This is a genomic window from Synechococcus sp. NB0720_010 (assembly GCF_023078835.1).
In the GTDB taxonomy this organism is placed as follows: domain Bacteria; phylum Cyanobacteriota; class Cyanobacteriia; order PCC-6307; family Cyanobiaceae; genus Vulcanococcus.
Genome location: NZ_CP090898.1, coordinates 1,564,831 through 1,581,665 on the forward strand (window position 1 = coordinate 1,564,831; position 16,835 = coordinate 1,581,665).

The following is a 16,835-nucleotide window of genomic DNA, read 5'->3' on the forward strand; positions in this document are numbered from 1 at the left end:
CTTACTCGTCGAGATTGCAGGTGATCGTGACGGGGAAGGCCTCGGCCTTCCAGATCCGATCGGCGTACTCCTTGATCGAGCGATCGGAGGAGAAGAAGCCGGTGCGGGCCGTGTTCAGCAGGGACATCCGGTTCCAGGCATGGCGATCCGCCCAGGCCTGACTGACCTGTTGTTGCACCCGCAGGTAGTCGGTGAAGTCAGCCAAGACACAGAAGGGATCGCGGCCGGTCAAGTTCTCCAGCAGGGGCCGGAAGAGGTCACCGTCGCCGCCACTGAAGTGGCCCTGCTCCACCAGCTTCAGCACCTGCTGCAGCTCAGGCAGTTTGGCGATGTGCTCCCAGGGGCGATAGCCCTCGCTCTGGAGTTGGGTCACCTCGGTTTCGGTCATGCCGAAGAGGAAGAAGTTCTCGGCTCCTACCTGTTCGCGGATCTCGACGTTGGCGCCATCGAGGGTGCCGATGGTGAGGGCCCCATTCATGGCGAACTTCATGTTGCCGGTGCCGGAGGCCTCCAGACCGGCGGTGGAGATTTGCTCCGAGAGGTCCGAGGCTGGGTAGACCCGCTCGCCCAGCTTCACGTTGTAGTCGGGGAGGAAGACCACCCGCAGCCGCCCGTCCATGTCGGGGTCTGAGTTGATCGTCTCGGCGATCCCGTTGAGGAAGCGGATGATCAGCTTGGCCATGTAGTAGCCGGGGGCCGCCTTGCCGCCAAAAATCACGGTGCGGGGGGCCATGTCCTGGGCCTGGCCGTTCTTGATCCGCAGGTACTGGGCAATCACCTGCAGGGCATTGAGGTGCTGGCGCTTGTACTCGTGTATTCGTTTGACCTGAACGTCAAACATCGAGGAGGGATCCACCAGCAGTCCGCTTTGGCGGTGGATGTAGTTGGCCAGCTGCCGCTTGCTGGCGAGCTTGGTCTGCTCCCAGCGCTCCAGGAAGCCGCTGTCGTGTTGGTACTGCTCGAGCTGTTTGAGCTGATCGAGGTCCGAGACCCAGCCTTCACCGATGCTCTCGGCCAGCAGCTTGCGCAGGGGGGGATTGGAGAGGGCGACCCAGCGCCGGGGGGTCACTCCGTTGGTGACATTGGTGAACTTCTCCGGCCAGAGCTCCGCGAACTCGGGGAACAACTTGGTGCGGACCAGTTCGCTGTGGAGGGCGGCCACACCGTTGATGTGGTGGGAGGCCACGGTGGCGAGGTTCGCCATGCGCACCGCTTTTTGACCGTCCTCATCAATGATCGAGAGCTTGCGCAGCAGCACTTCGTTGCCGGGGTAGCGCAGGCGGACGCTCTGCAGGAAGCGGCGATTGATCTCGTAGATCAGCTCTAGATGGCGCGGCAGCAGGGAGCCGAACAGGGGTAGGCCCCATTTCTCCAGCGCTTCCGGCAGCAGGGTGTGGTTCGTGTAAGCGACGGAGCGGCAGGTGATGTCCCAGGCCTGCTCCCAGGTCAGGTGCTTGTCGTCGATCAGCAGACGCATCAACTCGGCCACGGCGATGGCCGGATGGGTGTCGTTCAGCTGAACGGACCAATGGTCGGGGAATTCCTCGACCGGGATGCCCCGCTGCTCCAGGCTGCGCAGCATGTCCTGCAGCGAGCAGCTCACGAAGAAGTGCTGTTGCTTCAGGCGGAGGCGACGACCTTCGTCAGTGCCGTCGTTGGGATAGAGGACCTTGGAGAGGGTTTCGCTCCCCACTTTTTCCTCAACGGCGCCGTAGTAGTCGCCGATGTTGAAGGCGTAGAAGTCGAAGCTTTCGCTGGCGTCGGCGCGCCAGAGGCGCAGGCGATCACAGGTGTTCACCCGGTAGCCGAGCACGGGCACGTCATGGGGCACACCGATGGCGTGCTCATCGGGGATCCAGCGCACGCGGTAGTTGCCGCGCTCGTCCCGGTAGCTCTCGGTGCGTCCGCCGAAGCCGACGAAGCAGGCCTGATCGGGGTGGGGGATTTCCCAGGGCCAGCCGCCCTTGAGCCACTTGTCGGTGATCTCGACCTGCCAGCCGTCACGGATCAGCTGGTCAAAAATCCCGAACTCGTAGCGAATCCCGTAGCCCGTGGCGGGGATCTCCAGGCTCGCCAGGGACTCCATGTAGCAAGCCGCCAGGCGACCCAGACCGCCGTTCCCCAGGCCCGGCTCTTCCTCCACCTCAAGGATCTCTTCGAGGCTGTCGATGCCAAAGCGGCGCAGGGCTTCTGTCGCCGCCTCCTGGATGCCGAGCATCAGCAGGTTGTTGCCCAGCTGGGGGCCGATCAGGAATTCCGCGGACAGATAGGCCACCACCCGCGTCGGGGTGGCTCGGATCGCCTCAATGCCCGCCAGATAGCGGGTCATCAAGCGGTCGCGAACCGCGTGGCTGAGGGCCAGGTAGAGGTCGTGGCGGCTGGCGGTTGGAGCCAGCTTTCCCAATGTGTAGAAGAGGTGTTCGGCCATGCCGTCGAACACGTCATCGGCAGCCAAGCCGCTGCGGTCGGGATCGGCGTAGCAACCGGGCGTGGGCAGTTGCAGTTGACGCGGCGATTGCTCTTTCATCAGGCCAGCTCGGTTGGGACTGCAGTGCTCCACTGCCAGTGACTGATCTCCGGGGCATCCATCCCGTGCTCGTGCGCGTAAGCGCGATTCGCCAGGATCGATTCCTTCATCTGCTCTTTGATGTGAGCAGCGCGGGACATTAACCCCGGAACTCTGTCGATCACATCAATCACCAGGCTGAACCGGTCGATCTGGTTGTTCATCGCCAGTTCAAGCGGGGTGTTGATGTTGCCTTTTTCCTTGTATCCGCGGACGTGGAAATTGGCATGGTTGCGGCGCCGGTAGGTCAACCGGTGGATCAACCAGGGGTAGCCATGGAAGTTGAACAGCACGGGGCGATTTGTGGTGAAGAGTGTGTCGAAATCCCGATCGCTTAAGCCGTGGGGATGCTCGCTCGGTTGGGTCAGGGCAAAGAGTTTCACCACGTTCAGTACCCGGACCCGCAGCTCAGGCAGCTCCCGGCGCAGGATCTCAACGGCCGCCAGGGTCTCCTGGGTGGGGATGTCCCCGGCGCAGGCCATCACCACGTCTGGCTCATCCGGTTCACCGCGGACGTGGTCGTTGCTGGCCCAGCTCCAAAGGCCGATGCCCTTGGCCACATGGGCGCGGGCCTGCTCGAGGGAGAGGTACTGCAGGTGCTCTTGCTTGTCGCTGACGATCAGGTTGCAGACGTCGGGCTCGACGAGGGCCTCCTCGGCCACGGCCAGCAGGCAGTTGGCATCGGCCGGCAGGTAGACCCGCACCACATCGCCGCTCTTGTTGCCGGTCAGGTCAATGAAGCCCGGGTCTTGGTGGGTGAACCCGTTGTGGTCCTGCCGCCAGACCGTGGAGGAGATCAGGCAGGTCCAGGGGGCGATGGAGGCGCGCCAGGGCGCGTGGTGGCGGCAGCTCTCCAACCATTTGGCGTGCTGGTTGAACATCGAGGCGATCACGTGGGCGAAGGCCTCGTAGGTGTGGAACAGGCCGTAGCGGCCGGTCAGGAGATAGCCCTCGAGCATCCCCACCAGGGTGTGTTCGCTGAGCATCTCCACCACCCGTCCCTGCCGGGCCAGCTCGCCGCCATCGCTGTCCTCGGGGCGTAGTTCCTCCATCCAGACCTTTTTGCTGCGCGCGTAGATGGCCTGCAGCCGGTTGGAGGCGGTTTCGTCGGGGCCGAACACCCGCAGGTTGTTCGGGTTGTCGGCGATGGCATCCCGCAGCAGCTCCCCGAGGGCGGCGGTGTTGCCATGGCGGCTGACTCCGGGTTCGGCGACCGGCACCGCATACCGTTCGCGATCCGGCAGGGTCAGTTGCTGGCGCAGTCGCCCGCCATTGGCATGGGGGTTGGAGCCCATGCGCTGGGCGCCGCTCGGTGAGAGCGCCTGCAGTTCGGGTCGCAGTCGTCCCTCGTCATCAAAGAGTTCTTCGGGGCGATAGCTCTTGAGCCAGGCCTCCAGTTGCTGAAGTTGGGCGGGGTCTTGTTTGGGGTTCGGCAGGGGCACCTGATGGGCGCGCCAGGACCCTTCAATCCGATGGCCCTTGAGCGCCTCAGGCCCGGTCCAACCCTTGGGGGAGCGCAACACGATCATCGGCCAGATCGGCCGGCTGGCTTGCGCCGCGCCGCCTTCTGCCTCGGCCTGCTGGCGGATCGCTTGGAGCCTGGAGACCACCTGATCCATCGCCGCGGCCATCGCTTGGTGCATGGCCCGGGGCTCGCTGCCCTCCACAAACAGCGGCTCCCAGCCGTAGCCCCGCAGCAGGCTGCTGAGCTCCTCCTTGGGAATCCGGGCCAGCAGCGTTGGGTTGGCGATCTTGTAGCCGTTCAGGTGCAGCACCGGCAGCACCACCCCATCGCTGATGGGGTTAAGGAACTTATTGATATGCCAGCTGGTGGCCAGGGGGCCGGTTTCCGCCTCGCCATCGCCGATACAGGCGATGGCGATCAGGTCCGGGTTGTCGAAGACCGCACCGCAGGCGTGGGAGAGCACATAGCCCAGTTCGCCGCCTTCATGGATCGAACCCGGGGTCTCCGGGGTGCAGTGGCTACCGATGTGCCCAGGAAAAGAGAACTGCTTGAAAAAGCGTTTGAGGCCTTCTGTGTCCTGGGACTTGTCGGGATAGATCTCCGAATAGGAGCCATCCAGGTAGGTGGGGCCCAGTACCCCCGGGGCCCCATGGCCCGGACCGGAGAGATAGATCGCATTGAGCCCGTGGCGTTGGATCACCCGATTGGCGTGGGCCCAGATGAAGGCTTGACCTGGGCTCGATCCCCAGTGACCGAGCAGGCGGTTCTTGATGTGCTCCGGCTTCAGCGGTTCCCGCAGCAGCGGGTTGTCCTGGAGGTAGATCATTCCCACCGCCAGGTAGTTGGCGGCCCGCCACCAGGCGTCCAGTTCCTCAAACTCCTCTGCTGGCCTGAGATGGGCGGAATCCGTGGCCATGGCTCCAGCTGCTGATGCCTGGCCGGAAAGTAGCCGTTGTCACAGGAGATGGCGCCGTCGGGCGAGACTCTCGTTCGGAATCACTCACGACTGCTATGCCGGAGATCGGCGCCCATCAGCTCGAGGTGGTCGAAACCCTGATTGGGGTTGGCCGCTTCTTGGTGATTTTTGTGGCCGCTCGCCTACTGGCGGAACTGCTGGTGCGCTGGCAGTTGCCCACCATCCTTGGTGAGCTGATCGCCGGCGTGATCATCGGTGCCTCTGGCCTGCACCTGATCGTGCCGCCGGAGACCCAGGCGGCGGTGGCCAATTGGGCTCTCCAGCTGATGGGCTCGCTTGCGGATGTGCCGCCCCAGCTGGTCGGCGAGGTCTACAACGAAAGTTTCCCGAGCCTGCAGGCGGTGGCCACCTTGGGCCTCTTTGCCCTGCTGTTCCTGACGGGGCTCGAAAGCGACCTCGATGAACTCGTGGCCGTCGGTGCCCAGGCGATCACCGTGGCTGTCGCCGGCGTGGCAGTGCCCTTTGCCCTTGGCACCGCGGGCTTGATGGCGCTCTTCCACGTGGAGGTGATCCCCGCCGTGTTTGCCGGGGCGGCTATGACGGCCACCAGCATCGGCATCACAGCGAGTGTCTTTGGTGAGCTGAAGATGCTGCGCTCCCGGGAGGGGCAGATCGTGATCGGCGCCGCCGTCCTGGACGACATCTTGGGCATCGTCATCCTCGCGGTGGTGGTGAGCATCGCTGGCGGCGGCAGCCTGGAGCTCGGCCCGATCCTCAAGCTGCTGGCCGCGGCTGTGGTGTTCGTGGTTGCTGCCATTGGCCTGAGCCGCACCGCGGCGCCTGGTTTCGACTGGTTGATTGATCGCCTCAAGGCCCCAGGCGATGTGGTGGTGGCCTCGTTTGTGGTGCTCACCCTCTGCTGTTTCGCCGCTACGGCCATTGGCCTGGAGGCGGCCCTGGGCGCCTTTGCCGCGGGCTTGATCCTGAGCAAGTCGAACCACACCCATGCGATCGAGGCGGCGGTGAAGCCGGTGGTGGCCCTCTTCGCCACGATCTTCTTTGTTCTGATCGGCACCGGCATGGATCTCTCGGTGCTCAATCCGTTGGACCCCGAGAACCGCGCCGGTCTGGTGATCGCCGCTTTCCTGCTGGTGGTGGCGATCCTGGGCAAGGTCGTCTCCGGCTGGACCTTTGTTTCCAAGGAACCCACGAACCGTCTGGTGGTGGGTCTGGGGATGATGCCCCGCGGTGAGGTGGGCCTGATCTTCCTGGGGCTTGGCACCCAGGCCAAGCTGCTCAGCCCGGCCCTGGAGGCAGCGATCTTGCTGATGGTCATTGGCACCACCTTCCTGGCACCGATCCTGCTCAGACTGGTCCTGGCTGGAAAGAGTGATGGACCCGACCTCGACCCCCTCGCCGAAATCCCCACTTAAGGGCTGGCAGTTCAGCTGGGGCGGCTGGTTGGACAACCGCCACGGGGAGTGGTGGCTGCTCGCCCAGCTGCTGTTGATCGCAGCCACCCTGTTGCCGGCCTGGCCGGCCCCGGGCAGCTGGGGCTATGCCTGGCCCTTGCCGCTTGCCCTCGCTGGCGTTCTGCTGCTCTTGGTCGGCCTGGCGCTGGCCGCCCAGGCCTTCTGGCGCTTGGGACCCAGCCTGACGCCCTTGCCGGATCCCAAGCCTGGGGCCGCTTTGGTGACGACCGGGGCCTATGGGCGCTGCCGCCATCCGCTGTATCAAGCCGTGTTGCTCTGTGAGCTCGGGGTAGCCCTGGCCCTCGGCAGCCTGTTCCACCTGGGCCTGTTCTTTGCTCTGGCCGCGGTGCTGGGCGGCAAAGCGCGGCGGGAGGAGCGTTTCCTCGTGCCGCTCCATCCGGAGTACGTCAGTTACCGGCGCAGCACCCCGGCGATCTTGCCGGGGTTGCCTTGGCTGGATTGGCGGAGCTGAGCCGCTAGAGCCCGCGCTCCTCCAGCTGCCGCGCAGCCCGCTCGAAGACCTCAGGTCCTGCATCCCGTTGGCCAGCGGCCTGGCCCAGGTCCCGGCGCCAATGGCGGGCGCCGCTGACGCCTTCCACCACCTGCACCAGGTGCCGGGCGATGGACCAGAGCCGCCCGCCGCTGCCGCACCACCGCTCCGCATAGGGAATCAGGCCCCGCACCACCGTGGAGGCCTTGGCGACCGGTTGGCTGCTGTCGCCAAACAGGTCCCGGTCCACCGTGGCCCAGCGCAGCGGGTGGTCGTAGGCGGCCCGGCCCACCATCACCCCATCCACGGCCTCGAGCTGCTCCAGGCAGCTGCCTAGCTCCAGCAGGCCTCCGTTCAGTTCAATCGTCAGCTGGGGCCGGTCCGCCTTGAGCTGATGCACGAGCTTGTAGCGCAGGGGAGGAATGGTGCGGTTTTGCTTGGGATCCAACCCCTCGAGCCAGGCCTTACGGGCGTGCACGCTGAAGCGCTGCGCCCCGGCCGCGGCCACCGTGTCGACAAAGGCCAGCAGCTCCCCATAGGAATCCCGCTCATCGATGCCGATGCGGTGCTTCACCGTGACCGGCAGCGGCGAGGCCTGGGCCATGGCGCTGATGCAGCGGGCCACCTGTTCGGGTTCTGCCATCAGGCAGGCGCCAAAGCGCCCTTTCTGGACCTTTTCGCTTGGACAGCCGACGTTGAGGTTGATCTCGTCGTAGCCCCGGTCTGCGGCGATGCGCGCGGCCTCGGCCAGGAGCACCGGGTCATCCCCGCCCACCTGCAGGGCAATCGGATGCTCGATCGGATCGAAGTCAATCAGCCGGTCCCGCCGTTCGCTGTGGTGGAGCGCTTGGGCCACCACCATTTCGGTGTAGAGCAGGCTGCGGCGGCTGATCTGCCGCATCAGCACCCGGAAGTGCCGATCGGTGTAGTCCATCATCGGAGCCACACTGAAGCGGTAGGCCCCGTTCAGCAGCGAATCGGGCATCACCCCATGCTCGCCTTTCACGCTGATGCCCCCCCGTTCTGAGCACTGGTCCCTGGTGGTGGCGGGCGGTGGTCCGGCGGGATTCATGGCGGCTATCGCCGCGGCCGAGGCCGGTCAGCGGCGGGTCCTGGTGCTGGAGAGCACCCCTGAGCCTCTGGGCAAGGTTTTGATCAGCGGTGGTGGCCGCTGCAATGTCACCCATGCCTGCTGGGATCCGCGGGAATTGGTGGGCTTCTATCCCCGCGGCGGCAAGGCCCTGCGGGGACCCTTCAGCCGCTTTGCTGCCGGTGATGCCGTGTCTTGGTTTGACGACCACGGCCTGACCCTGGTGGAGGAGGCCGATGGCCGGATGTTCCCCCAGGCCAACCGCTCAACGGCCGTGATTCAGTGCCTCAGGCAGGCGGCGGAACGGGCCGGGGTGACCCTGCGCAGCAGCGAGGCACTCCAGCAGGCCGAGCAGCGGCCCGCGGGTGGTTTTGCCCTCAGCCTGCGCAGCGGCAGCCAGCTGAGTACTGACCGGCTGGTGCTCGCCACCGGGAGTCACCCCAGTGGCCGGCGTTTGGCATCAGGCCTGGGCCATGGCTTGGTGGCCCCGGTTCCGTCCCTCTTCACCCTCGCCTTTAAGCCCAATCCCCTGCTGCCTTTGGCCGGGGTCGTGATGGATCCGGTGGACCTGGAGCTGGAGGCCGGCGGGCAGCGCTTCCGCCAGAGCGGCCCGGTGCTGATCACCCACTGGGGTCTGAGCGGGCCGGCGACCCTGCGGCTGACGGCCTTCGCCGCCCGGGCCCTCCACGGCGAGGGCTACCGGGGCAGCTTGCAGGTGGATTGGAGCGGCGGCCGCAGTCAGCAGCAGCTGGAAGAACTCTTCGCGGCTTGCCGGCGTGATCAGGCCAAGCGTCAGCTCAGCAATGCCCGCCCCTGGCCAGGCCTCAGCCGACGGCTCTGGCAGCACCTGCTCGATCAGCAGGGGGTTGAGCCCGATCGCCGTTGGGCGGATTTGGCCAAGCGTCAGCAGTTGGGTCTGCTGGAGGCCCTGCGCCGCAGCCGTTTCCCCGTGGCAGGCCGCGGCCCCTTCGGCGAAGAATTCGTGACCGCCGGAGGCGTGCCTGTGGGGGAGGTCAACCTGGCCACGATGGAGAGCCGCAAGGTCGAGGGTCTCTACCTGGTGGGGGAGCTCCTGGATGTCGATGGCGTTACCGGTGGCTTCAACTTCCAGCACTGCTGGAGTTCCGGCTGGCTGGCGGGGCAGGCGATTGCGGCGGCCGGAGCTAGTTGATCTGATCGAAGATCGAGAACATCGGCAGGTACATCGCCAGCAGGATCGAGCCAACGATGCCGCCCACGATCACGATCATGGCCGGCTCCAGCATGGAGGTCAGGGCCTTGACGGCGGCTTCCACCTCGTCTTCGTAGAAGTCCGCCACCTTCGAGAGCATGGCGTCCATCTGGCCGGTTTCTTCGCCGATGGCGAGCATGCTCAAGGCCAGCTCTGGGAACACCTTTTTGCGCTCCAGGGCGACGCTCAGGGGGATGCCCTCCTGCACGTCCTGACGGGAGCCGACGATGGCGTCGGCAATCACGGCGTTGCCCGCGGTTTCCTGCACGATCTCCAGGGACAGCAGGATCGGCACCCCCGCGCGGGTCAGGGAGCTGAAGGTGCGGCAGAACTTGGCCGTGGCTGTTTTCTGGATCAGGTCGCCAAAGAGCGGCAGCTTCAGCAGTAGTCCGTCCACGCGCCGGCGCCCGCTGGCGGTCGCGTAGTAGCGGCCAAACATCCAGACCCCCACAGCGATCGCCAGGGCGAGGAACAGCGAAAAGGAGGACCGCAGCAAGGCGCTGAGGTCGACCATCATTTGAGTGAAGAGGGGGAGTTCAGCCCCGAGGTCTTCGAAGATCCCAGCGAAGGTGGGGATCAGGAAGATCGTCATCCCCAGGAACACCAGGATCGCGATCGCCAGCACGGCCACGGGATAGCCCATGGCGCCCTTGATTTGGTTCTGCAGCCGGGCATTGCCCTCGAGCAACTTGGCCAGGCGGCGCAGGCTTTCGTCCAGCACGCCCCCCGCCTCTCCGGCTTCCACCATGGCGATGGTGAGCTTGTCGAACACCCGCGGCCAGGAGCGCAGTGCTGCCCCCAGGCTGCCCCCTTGGTTCACGTCCGTGCTGACGGCGGTGAGTGCCCGCTTGAACAGCGGCATGCGTTGCTGACGGGCCATGAGGTCGAGGCTGCGCACGATCGGGACCCCCGCATCCACCAAGGCTGCGAGCTTGTTGGCAAATAGCGCCTTCTCGCGGATGCCGGGTTTGGCCTCCAGCAGGCTGGAGAGATCCATGCCAAAGACCGTGCTCCCGGCCGCGGCGTTGGGTGTGGTTGCGGCGAGCTCCAGGCTGGTGGCCACGATGCCCCGGCGCCTCAGGTCCCGCCGGGCGCGGCTGAGATCACTGGCCTGCAGTCGCAGCGTCCGGGTTTGACCGGAGCGATTGGTGTAGGTGGCGCTGAACTGGGGCACTAGCCCTCCAGGAGCCGCTGCAGCTCATCGGGTTTGCTCGCTTTGGCGAGGGCTTCGCTGCGCTCGACTGCTCCGGCCTGCACCAGGTTCGCCAGGGCGCGCTCGAGGGTTTGCATCCCCTGCTGGCCGCCCGTTTGGATCTGGGAATAGAGCTGGGCGGTTTTGCCCTCCCGGATCAAGTTGGCGATGGCCGGGGTGTTGATCAGGATTTCTTGGGCCATGACCCGCCCGAATTGCCCGGGTTTGGGGTTCTGGCGTTTGCAGAGGGTCTGCGAGAACACCCCCACCAGGGAGCCACTGAGCTGAACCCTGATCTGGGTTTGCTGCTCTGGCGGGAAGACATCCACCATGCGATCGACGGTTTGCGCCGCCGAGCTGGTGTGCAGGGTGCCAAAGACCAGGTGCCCCGTCTCTGAGGCCGTGATCGCCAACTGGATTGTTTCCAGATCTCTCATTTCGCCCACCAGGATCACGTCGGGGTCCTCCCGCAGGGCGGCGCGAAGGGCGGCGCCAAAGCTGCGGGTGTCATCCCCCAGCTGGCGCTGGTGGATCACGCTTTTGTCGTTGCGGTAGGTGAATTCGATCGGATCTTCGATCGTGAGGATGTGCTCGGCGCGGCTGCGGTTGATGTGATCCAGCAGGGCCGCCAGCGTCGTGGTTTTGCCTGAGCCGGTGGGACCGGTCACCAGCACCAGACCCCTGGGGCGGCGGCTGGTTTCCTCGACGATGGGCGGTAAGCCCAGGCTCTCCAGGCTGGGGATCGTGCTGCCGAGGGCCCGCAGACAGGCCGCATAGCTCCCCCGCTGGCGGTAGACATTGACCCGAAAGCGGGAGACGCCTTTGAGGCCATAGGCGCAGTCCAGCTCCCAGGTTTGCTCCAGCTGCTTGCGCTGGGCGTTGTTGATCATCGAGAAGATCAACCGGTTGCAGAGGTCCTCGCTGAGCCGCTCCTCCCGCATCGGTTTGAGCGCCCCACTGAAGCGGCCATAGGGCGGTTGGCCGGCCGCCAGGTGCAAGTCGCTGCCACCCGCCTCGACCAGCTCCTCCATCAACTGTTCGATCTGGAGCTCCATGCAGCTCGCGGCGCCGGTGGCTGTCCTCAGTGTGGGAAGCCCGCCAGGGCCTGGCAATGGCGCTGCTTAATGCAGTTGCCGGGGGGTCAGGCAATAGGGGCACTCCAGCCACTCATCCCGCATCCCCGCTCCGCAGCCCTGGCAGGTGATCGTGTGCAGGGCCTTGGCCCGGCGCTCGGTTTCCAGGCTGGAGTCCGTGAGGATCATCCGCTCGATTTCCTCGAGGGTGGTTTCCCCTTGGCGCACCAGGTCGAGGCCGTAACCCAACAGGGTTTTCATGCCGTTCTCGATGGCGAGCTTGCGCAGCCGATCGGTGCTGGCCTCTTGGGCAATGGCGCTGGCGAGGGTGTCGTTGACGCGCAGCACCTCGTAGACCCCCACCCGGCCCTTGTATCCCAGCCCCTGGCAGCTGGGGCAGGGGTTGCTCTCACTGACTTGCAAGCGCTTGGCTTTGAAGAAGGTGATCGCCTGCTCGTTGCTGGCAAACAGGCCAAAGCGGCCCAGGTCCTGCTCACTGGGGTGATAAGGCTGCCGGCAGTCCGGGCAGACCCGCCGCACCAGGCGCTGGGAGACGATTCCGATCAGGGAGGCGCTCACCATGAAGGGCTCCACGCCCATTTCCGAGAGGCGGGCGATGGCGCTGGGTGCGTCGTTGCAGTGGAGGGTGGTCAGCACCAGGTGGCCGGTGAGGGCCGCCTCGATGGCGGTTTTGGCCGTTTCCCGGTCCCGGGTTTCCCCCACTAGCAGGACATCGGGGTCTTGCCGCATGAAGGCCCGCAGGGCCATGGCGAAGTCGTAGCCCTTCTCCCGGTTGACCTGGGTTTGGGCAATCCCCTTGAGGGTGTATTCGATCGGGTCCTCGACCGTGGAGATGTTGATCCCAGGCTCATTGCGTTCCGCGAGCAGCGAATAGAGCGTGGTGCTCTTGCCTGATCCCGTCGGCCCCGTCACCAGCAGCATTCCGAAGGGCTTGCTGCCCATCTCCCGGACACTGGCCAGGGCCGCGGGCTCGCTGATTAGACGGTCGAGGCCGAGGTGCGTCGCGCCGCTATCCAGCAGGCGCATGCAGACCTTCTCGCCATAGCGGGTGGGCAGGGTGCTCACCCGCAGGTCAAATAGGCGACCTTGATAACGCCGCCGGATACGGCCGTCCTGGGGAAGCCGGCGCTCCGCGATGTCCAGGTCCGCCATGATTTTTAGGCGGGAGGTCACCGCGGGGGTCAGTTGTTTCGGCAGCTTCTCCAGCGGCTCGAGCACCCCGTCTTGGCGCAAGCGAATCAGCAGTCCGTCCTCCTGCGGTTCCAGGTGGATGTCGCTGGCACTGCGCTCGAGCGCTTGCACCAGGATCCGGTCCACCAGGCTCACCACCGGTGAGGCGTTGGAGGCCCCCAGGCTGGCCTCGACATCCAACTCGCTGAGGCTGTCCTCGGGAGCCTCCTCAAGGGGGCCCTCGAGCTTCAGGTCCTCAAACAGGGAGATCCGGCTGGGGGTCTCCTGCGGAGCTGAAACCGCGGCCGGCGTGGCGGGGGATGGAGATGGAGGTTGATTCAGGACGGTTTGCAGGTCCCCTTGGAGGGCCAGTCGCAGTGCCACGGGCGGTCCTTCGGGGCATGCCTCGCGGAGGGTCTGGCGTTGCTCGGCGCCCCAGTGGGTTGGCACGGCCACCGTGAGGGTGTTGTTGGCGTACGCCACGGGAAGGCAGCCGAGATCCCTGCAGCTCTCCTGAGTCAGTTGCGGATGCCAGCTCCAGCGTGCGTCTCCGGCGGCGCTTAGTTCAGAGCCGGTGAGGACGGCTTCCTGGAGCAGCAATTCGACCTCGAGCCGCTGCTGTTCAGGGCTTTGGGCCTCGGCCACCGGTCGCTGGGGAATGGTGCTGGCGCTTGCTGTCATCAGCCGCTCCGCCGAGGAGGTGCGGGCTTCCGCCGCTTGTGGGGTGGCGCCCCTTCACATCAACATGTCTAGATCAGATCTCCGGTTCGGTCAGCATGAGCGGCGACGCGACTCCGTTTCCCCAGGACTCCGCCCCGGCCCCAGCTGAGGCCGCGGCTGCGCCAGAAGCCACTCCTGCAGTGGATTCGGCCCCAGCTGAGGTGGCGGCTGAGCCCAGCGCTGATCCCGAACAGCGGGTCCGGGACCTGGAGGCCGAGCTGACTGCTCTGAAGGCCGAGCACGAGAGCGTCCGCAGTCAGTACATGCGGATTGCGGCGGACTTCGACAACTTCCGTAAGCGCCAGAGCCGCGATCAAGAGGACCAGCGCACCCTGATCGCCTGCTCCACCCTGAGCGAGATCCTGCCGGTGGTGGACAACTTCGAGCGGGCCCGCCAGCAGTTGGATCCCCAGGCCGAGGAGGCCCAGGCCATCCACCGCAGCTACCAGGGGCTCTACAAGCAACTGGTCGATGTGTTCAAGCAGTTGGGCGTCTCACCGATGCGGGTTGAAGGCGAGCCCTTCGATCCCACCCTCCATGAGGCGGTGCTGCGGGAACCCAGCGACGAGCACGCCGAGGACCTGGTGATCGCTGAACTGCAGCGGGGCTATCACCTGAACGATCGCGTGCTGCGGCACGCCCTGGTCAAAGTCTCGATGGGTCCAGGCCCCAGTGGCGATGCCGCACCGGCCAGCTCCACGGATGACGCTGCACCCTCCGAAGAGGGCTGAGCATGGCCGATTTTTATGACCTCCTTGGGGTCAGCCGCGACGCTGATGCGGACACGCTGAAGCGGTCCTATCGCCGCCTGGCGCGTCAGTACCACCCGGACATCAACAAAGATCCCGGCGCGGAAGACAAGTTCAAGGAGATCGGCCGCGCCTATGAGGTGCTGAGCGATCCCCAGACCCGTGCTCGCTACGACCAGTTCGGGGAAGCCGGCTTGGGCGGCGCCGCGGGGATGCCCGACATGGGCGACATGGGGGGCTTCGCTGACCTGTTCGAAACCTTCTTCAGCGGTTTCGGCGGGGGCATGGGCGGTCCCTCCGCCGGTGGTGCCCGTCGCCGCGGTCCTCGTCAGGGCGATGACCTGCGGTTTGACCTGACCATCAGCTTCAGCGAAGCGGTCTTTGGTCGGGAGAAGGAAATTCAGATCCGTCACCTGGAGACCTGCAACAGCTGCAGTGGCTCCGGGGCGAAGAGCGGCAGCGGTCCCACCAGCTGCGGTACCTGTGGTGGTGCTGGACAGGTTCGTCGGGCGACGCGGACGCCCTTTGGCAGCTTCACCCAGGTGGCGCCCTGTCCCACCTGTGAAGGAACCGGCCAGGTGATTGCCGATCCCTGTGGCGCCTGCGGCGGGCAGGGCCTGCAGCAGGTCCGCAAAAAGTTGCGCATCAATATCCCGGCGGGTGTCGACACCGGCACGCGGCTGCGGGTGGCCGACGAGGGCAACGCCGGACAGCGGGGCGGCCCCGCCGGCGACCTCTACGTCTTCCTGACGGTTCAGTCCCACCCGAGCCTCCGCCGCGACGGGATCAACATCCACTCCGAGGTGACGGTCAACTACCTCCAGGCGATCCTCGGCGACACCATTGAGGTGGAGACCGTCGATGGTCCTGAGCAGTTGGAGATTCCGGCAGGCACCCAGCCCGGAGCGGTCCTGACCCTGACGGGTAAGGGTGTTCCGAAGCTGGGCAATCCCGTGGCGCGGGGCAACCACCTGATCCAGATCAAGGTGCAGCTCCCCACCAAGGTCAACCGCGAGGAGCGTGAGCTGCTCGAACAGTTGGCGGGGCACCACACGGCCAAGGGGCAGAAGCATCCCCACAAGAGCGGGCTGTTTGGCGGTTTGTTTGGCTAGGTCAGTGATGACCCAGCTCGACCTGCGCGGTACCCCCTGCCCGCTCAATTTCATTCGCACCAAACTGGCCCTCGAGAAGCTGTCCGCAGGCGAGTGGCTTCAGGTTGATTTGGATGCCGGAGAGCCCGAGCAGATGGTGGCCAGCGGCTTGCGAGAGGCCGGACATCGCGTTGAGCTGGAGGCCATGGAACCCGGGGCGGTGCGTTTGTTGATCTGTCGCTGTGGCTGAAGCCCTGGTGATGGCCCTCGAGGCCAACTTCTGCCGGGTGCAACTGGATCGGCCTGGCCCTGGAGGGGTGGACCAACTGCTCTGTGTGCGCCGCACGCGGCTGGGCAAGACCGGACAGCAGATTTGCGTTGGCGATCGGGTCGAGGTGGAGGGCATCGACTGGCCTGAAGCCCGGGCGGCGATTGCGGCGGTGGCCCCCCGCAGCAGCCTGCTGGAGCGTCCTGCTGTGGCGAACTGCAGCCGGGTTGTGGTGGTGGCGGCGTTGGCTCAGCCGGAGTTGGATCCACTGCAACTCACCCGTTTTTTGCTGACGGCGGAGCGGACGGGTGTGGCGGTGGAGCTGGTTCTCACCAAGGCGGACCTGCTGAGCGCATCGGAACAAGAGCAGTGGCGTGAACGGCTCACGGCTTGGGGGTATGTCCCCCAGCTGGTCTCCTCCCAGAGTGGGCTTGGTCTGGCTGCGCTGCGGGAGCGTCTGGCGCATCCGGGGATCTCAGTGCTGTGTGGCCCATCGGGGGTGGGCAAGAGCAGCTTGATCAACGCCCTGTTGCCGCAGCTGCGTTTGCGGGTGAGTGCCGTCTCAGGCCGCCTGCAGCGGGGACGGCACACCACGCGGCATGTGGAACTGTTCCCGGTGGAGCCCGGTGCACTGCTGGCGGATTCACCGGGCTTTAACCGCCCGTCCTTGCCGGCGGAGCCCACGGAGCTCGGGAGCCTCTTCCCGGAAATTCGGCAGCGGCTCGAGAGCTCGGCCTGTCAGTTCAAAAATTGCTTGCATCAGGGTGATCCGGGCTGCGCCGTCGGCAGCAATTGGGATCGCCATGGTCTGTATCTCAACTGCCTGGAGTCCGTGCAGCAGCAGGTGGCGCGCCAACCCCGCCCCCGCAGTGGCGGCCTGAAGCAGCGGGGAGGAAAGCAGGAGCCCCTGCTCGATCAGCGCCTGCGTCAGAGCTCAAGGCGCCGCTTGCGGCAGGAGGAGCCCGATGAGGAGGGCTAGGCCTAGCCCATGCCGGGCAGGTTCAGGTTGAGCCCGCCGGTGAGCTCTTCCATCCGCTCTTTCATGGTCCCGGTGGAGTTGTCGTAGGCCGAGCGCAGGGCCTCGAGGGTGGCGTTTTCTGTTGTGGAGGCGCCCTCGGCGAGCAGGGCAGGGTCGAGGCGGACCTTCAGGGGTTGCTGGTTACCCGAGAGCCAAACGCTGGCCCGGCCGCAGCTGCTTTGCCCCTCGATTTCCATCGCATCCAGCTCCTCCTGGAGCTTGGCGGCGTCCTGTTGGATCTGCTGGGCCTTCTTGAAGGCTTCGGTGAGCTGGCCGAAATTGGGGAGACCGAAACCGGCCATG

General features: G+C 65.7%; 14 protein-coding genes. 7 read left to right on the forward strand and 7 right to left on the reverse strand.

The genetic code is table 11. From position 1 onward, the window contains the following. Position 1 precedes the first annotated feature (1 nt). On the reverse strand, positions 2-2,527 hold the full coding sequence (locus LY254_RS08245; protein ID WP_247476578.1) for a glycogen/starch/alpha-glucan phosphorylase: 2,526 nt from the start codon (positions 2,525-2,527) through the stop codon (positions 2-4). Next, positions 2,527-4,947 (reverse strand): phosphoketolase, encoded by a 2,421-nt coding sequence (locus LY254_RS08250; RefSeq protein WP_247476579.1) that lies wholly within the window; start codon positions 4,945-4,947, stop codon positions 2,527-2,529. Before LY254_RS08250 ends, LY254_RS08245 begins: the two co-directional genes overlap by 1 nt. A gap of 95 nt (positions 4,948-5,042) precedes the next feature. Here LY254_RS08250 and LY254_RS08255 point away from each other — a divergent pair, with 95 nt between their 5' ends. Both LY254_RS08255 and LY254_RS08260 read left to right on the forward strand, forming a co-directional pair. After that, entirely contained in the window at positions 5,043-6,380 is a 1,338-nt protein-coding gene (locus tag LY254_RS08255; RefSeq protein WP_247476580.1) for a cation:proton antiporter, read from the forward strand. After that, entirely contained in the window at positions 6,340-6,891 is a 552-nt protein-coding gene (locus tag LY254_RS08260) for an isoprenylcysteine carboxylmethyltransferase family protein (RefSeq protein WP_247476581.1), read from the forward strand. The genes LY254_RS08255 and LY254_RS08260 overlap by 41 nt, the downstream gene beginning before the upstream one ends. Positions 6,892-6,895: 4 nt before the next feature. On the opposite strand, the gene dusA is transcribed toward LY254_RS08260, so the two are convergent. Then, positions 6,896-7,894 carry a tRNA dihydrouridine(20/20a) synthase DusA gene (gene dusA, locus LY254_RS08265; protein WP_247476583.1) on the reverse strand — a complete coding sequence of 333 codons (999 nt, stop codon included), beginning with the start codon at positions 7,892-7,894 and terminating at the stop codon, positions 6,896-6,898. Positions 7,895-7,919: 25 nt separating this feature from the next. Here dusA and LY254_RS08270 point away from each other — a divergent pair, with 25 nt between their 5' ends. Then, positions 7,920-9,170: an NAD(P)/FAD-dependent oxidoreductase gene (locus LY254_RS08270; RefSeq protein ID WP_247476584.1), complete on the forward strand. Its 1,251-nt coding sequence runs from the start codon at positions 7,920-7,922 to the stop codon at positions 9,168-9,170. On the opposite strand, the gene LY254_RS08275 is transcribed toward LY254_RS08270, so the two are convergent. The 3 genes from LY254_RS08275 to LY254_RS08285 all read right to left on the reverse strand — a co-directional run bounded on the left by LY254_RS08275 (position 9,163) and on the right by LY254_RS08285 (position 13,367). Further along, the gene (locus LY254_RS08275) at positions 9,163-10,404 is read right to left on the reverse strand and encodes a type II secretion system F family protein (protein WP_247476586.1); all 1,242 of its coding nucleotides are present in this window, start codon (positions 10,402-10,404) and stop codon (positions 9,163-9,165) included. The genes LY254_RS08270 and LY254_RS08275 overlap by 8 nt on opposite strands. Further along, entirely contained in the window at positions 10,404-11,477 is a 1,074-nt protein-coding gene (locus tag LY254_RS08280) for a type IV pilus twitching motility protein PilT (RefSeq protein WP_010313994.1), read from the reverse strand. The genes LY254_RS08275 and LY254_RS08280 overlap by 1 nt, the downstream gene beginning before the upstream one ends. A gap of 66 nt (positions 11,478-11,543) precedes the next feature. Beyond that, positions 11,544-13,367 carry a GspE/PulE family protein gene (locus LY254_RS08285; RefSeq protein ID WP_247476588.1) on the reverse strand — a complete coding sequence of 608 codons (1,824 nt, stop codon included), beginning with the start codon at positions 13,365-13,367 and terminating at the stop codon, positions 11,544-11,546. Positions 13,368-13,462: 95 nt separating this feature from the next. On the opposite strand from LY254_RS08285, the gene grpE reads away from it, so the two are divergent. From grpE to rsgA, 4 genes are read left to right on the forward strand one after another with little or no spacing between them, the layout of a single operon-like run. Next, a complete protein-coding gene (gene grpE, locus LY254_RS08290) occupies positions 13,463-14,137 on the forward strand; it encodes a nucleotide exchange factor GrpE (protein ID WP_010313990.1) in 675 nt (224 codons plus the stop codon). A 2-nt stretch (positions 14,138-14,139) separates the two neighbouring features. After that, positions 14,140-15,267, forward strand: coding sequence for a molecular chaperone DnaJ (gene dnaJ / locus LY254_RS08295; protein WP_247476589.1), 1,128 nt, complete (start codon positions 14,140-14,142; stop codon positions 15,265-15,267). Between the two features lie 7 nt (positions 15,268-15,274). After that, positions 15,275-15,496 carry a sulfurtransferase TusA family protein gene (locus LY254_RS08300; protein WP_247476591.1) on the forward strand — a complete coding sequence of 74 codons (222 nt, stop codon included), beginning with the start codon at positions 15,275-15,277 and terminating at the stop codon, positions 15,494-15,496. Continuing rightward, entirely contained in the window at positions 15,489-16,493 is a 1,005-nt protein-coding gene (gene rsgA, locus LY254_RS08305) for a ribosome small subunit-dependent GTPase A (RefSeq protein ID WP_247476593.1), read from the forward strand. The genes LY254_RS08300 and rsgA overlap by 8 nt, the downstream gene beginning before the upstream one ends. 2 nt (positions 16,494-16,495) lie before the next feature. Here rsgA and LY254_RS08310 read toward each other — a convergent pair whose 3' ends face one another. Continuing rightward, positions 16,496-16,834, reverse strand: a complete 339-nt coding sequence (locus LY254_RS08310) for a YbaB/EbfC family nucleoid-associated protein (protein ID WP_010313981.1) — start codon at positions 16,832-16,834, stop codon at positions 16,496-16,498. Between the last annotated feature and the right edge of the window lies 1 nt (position 16,835).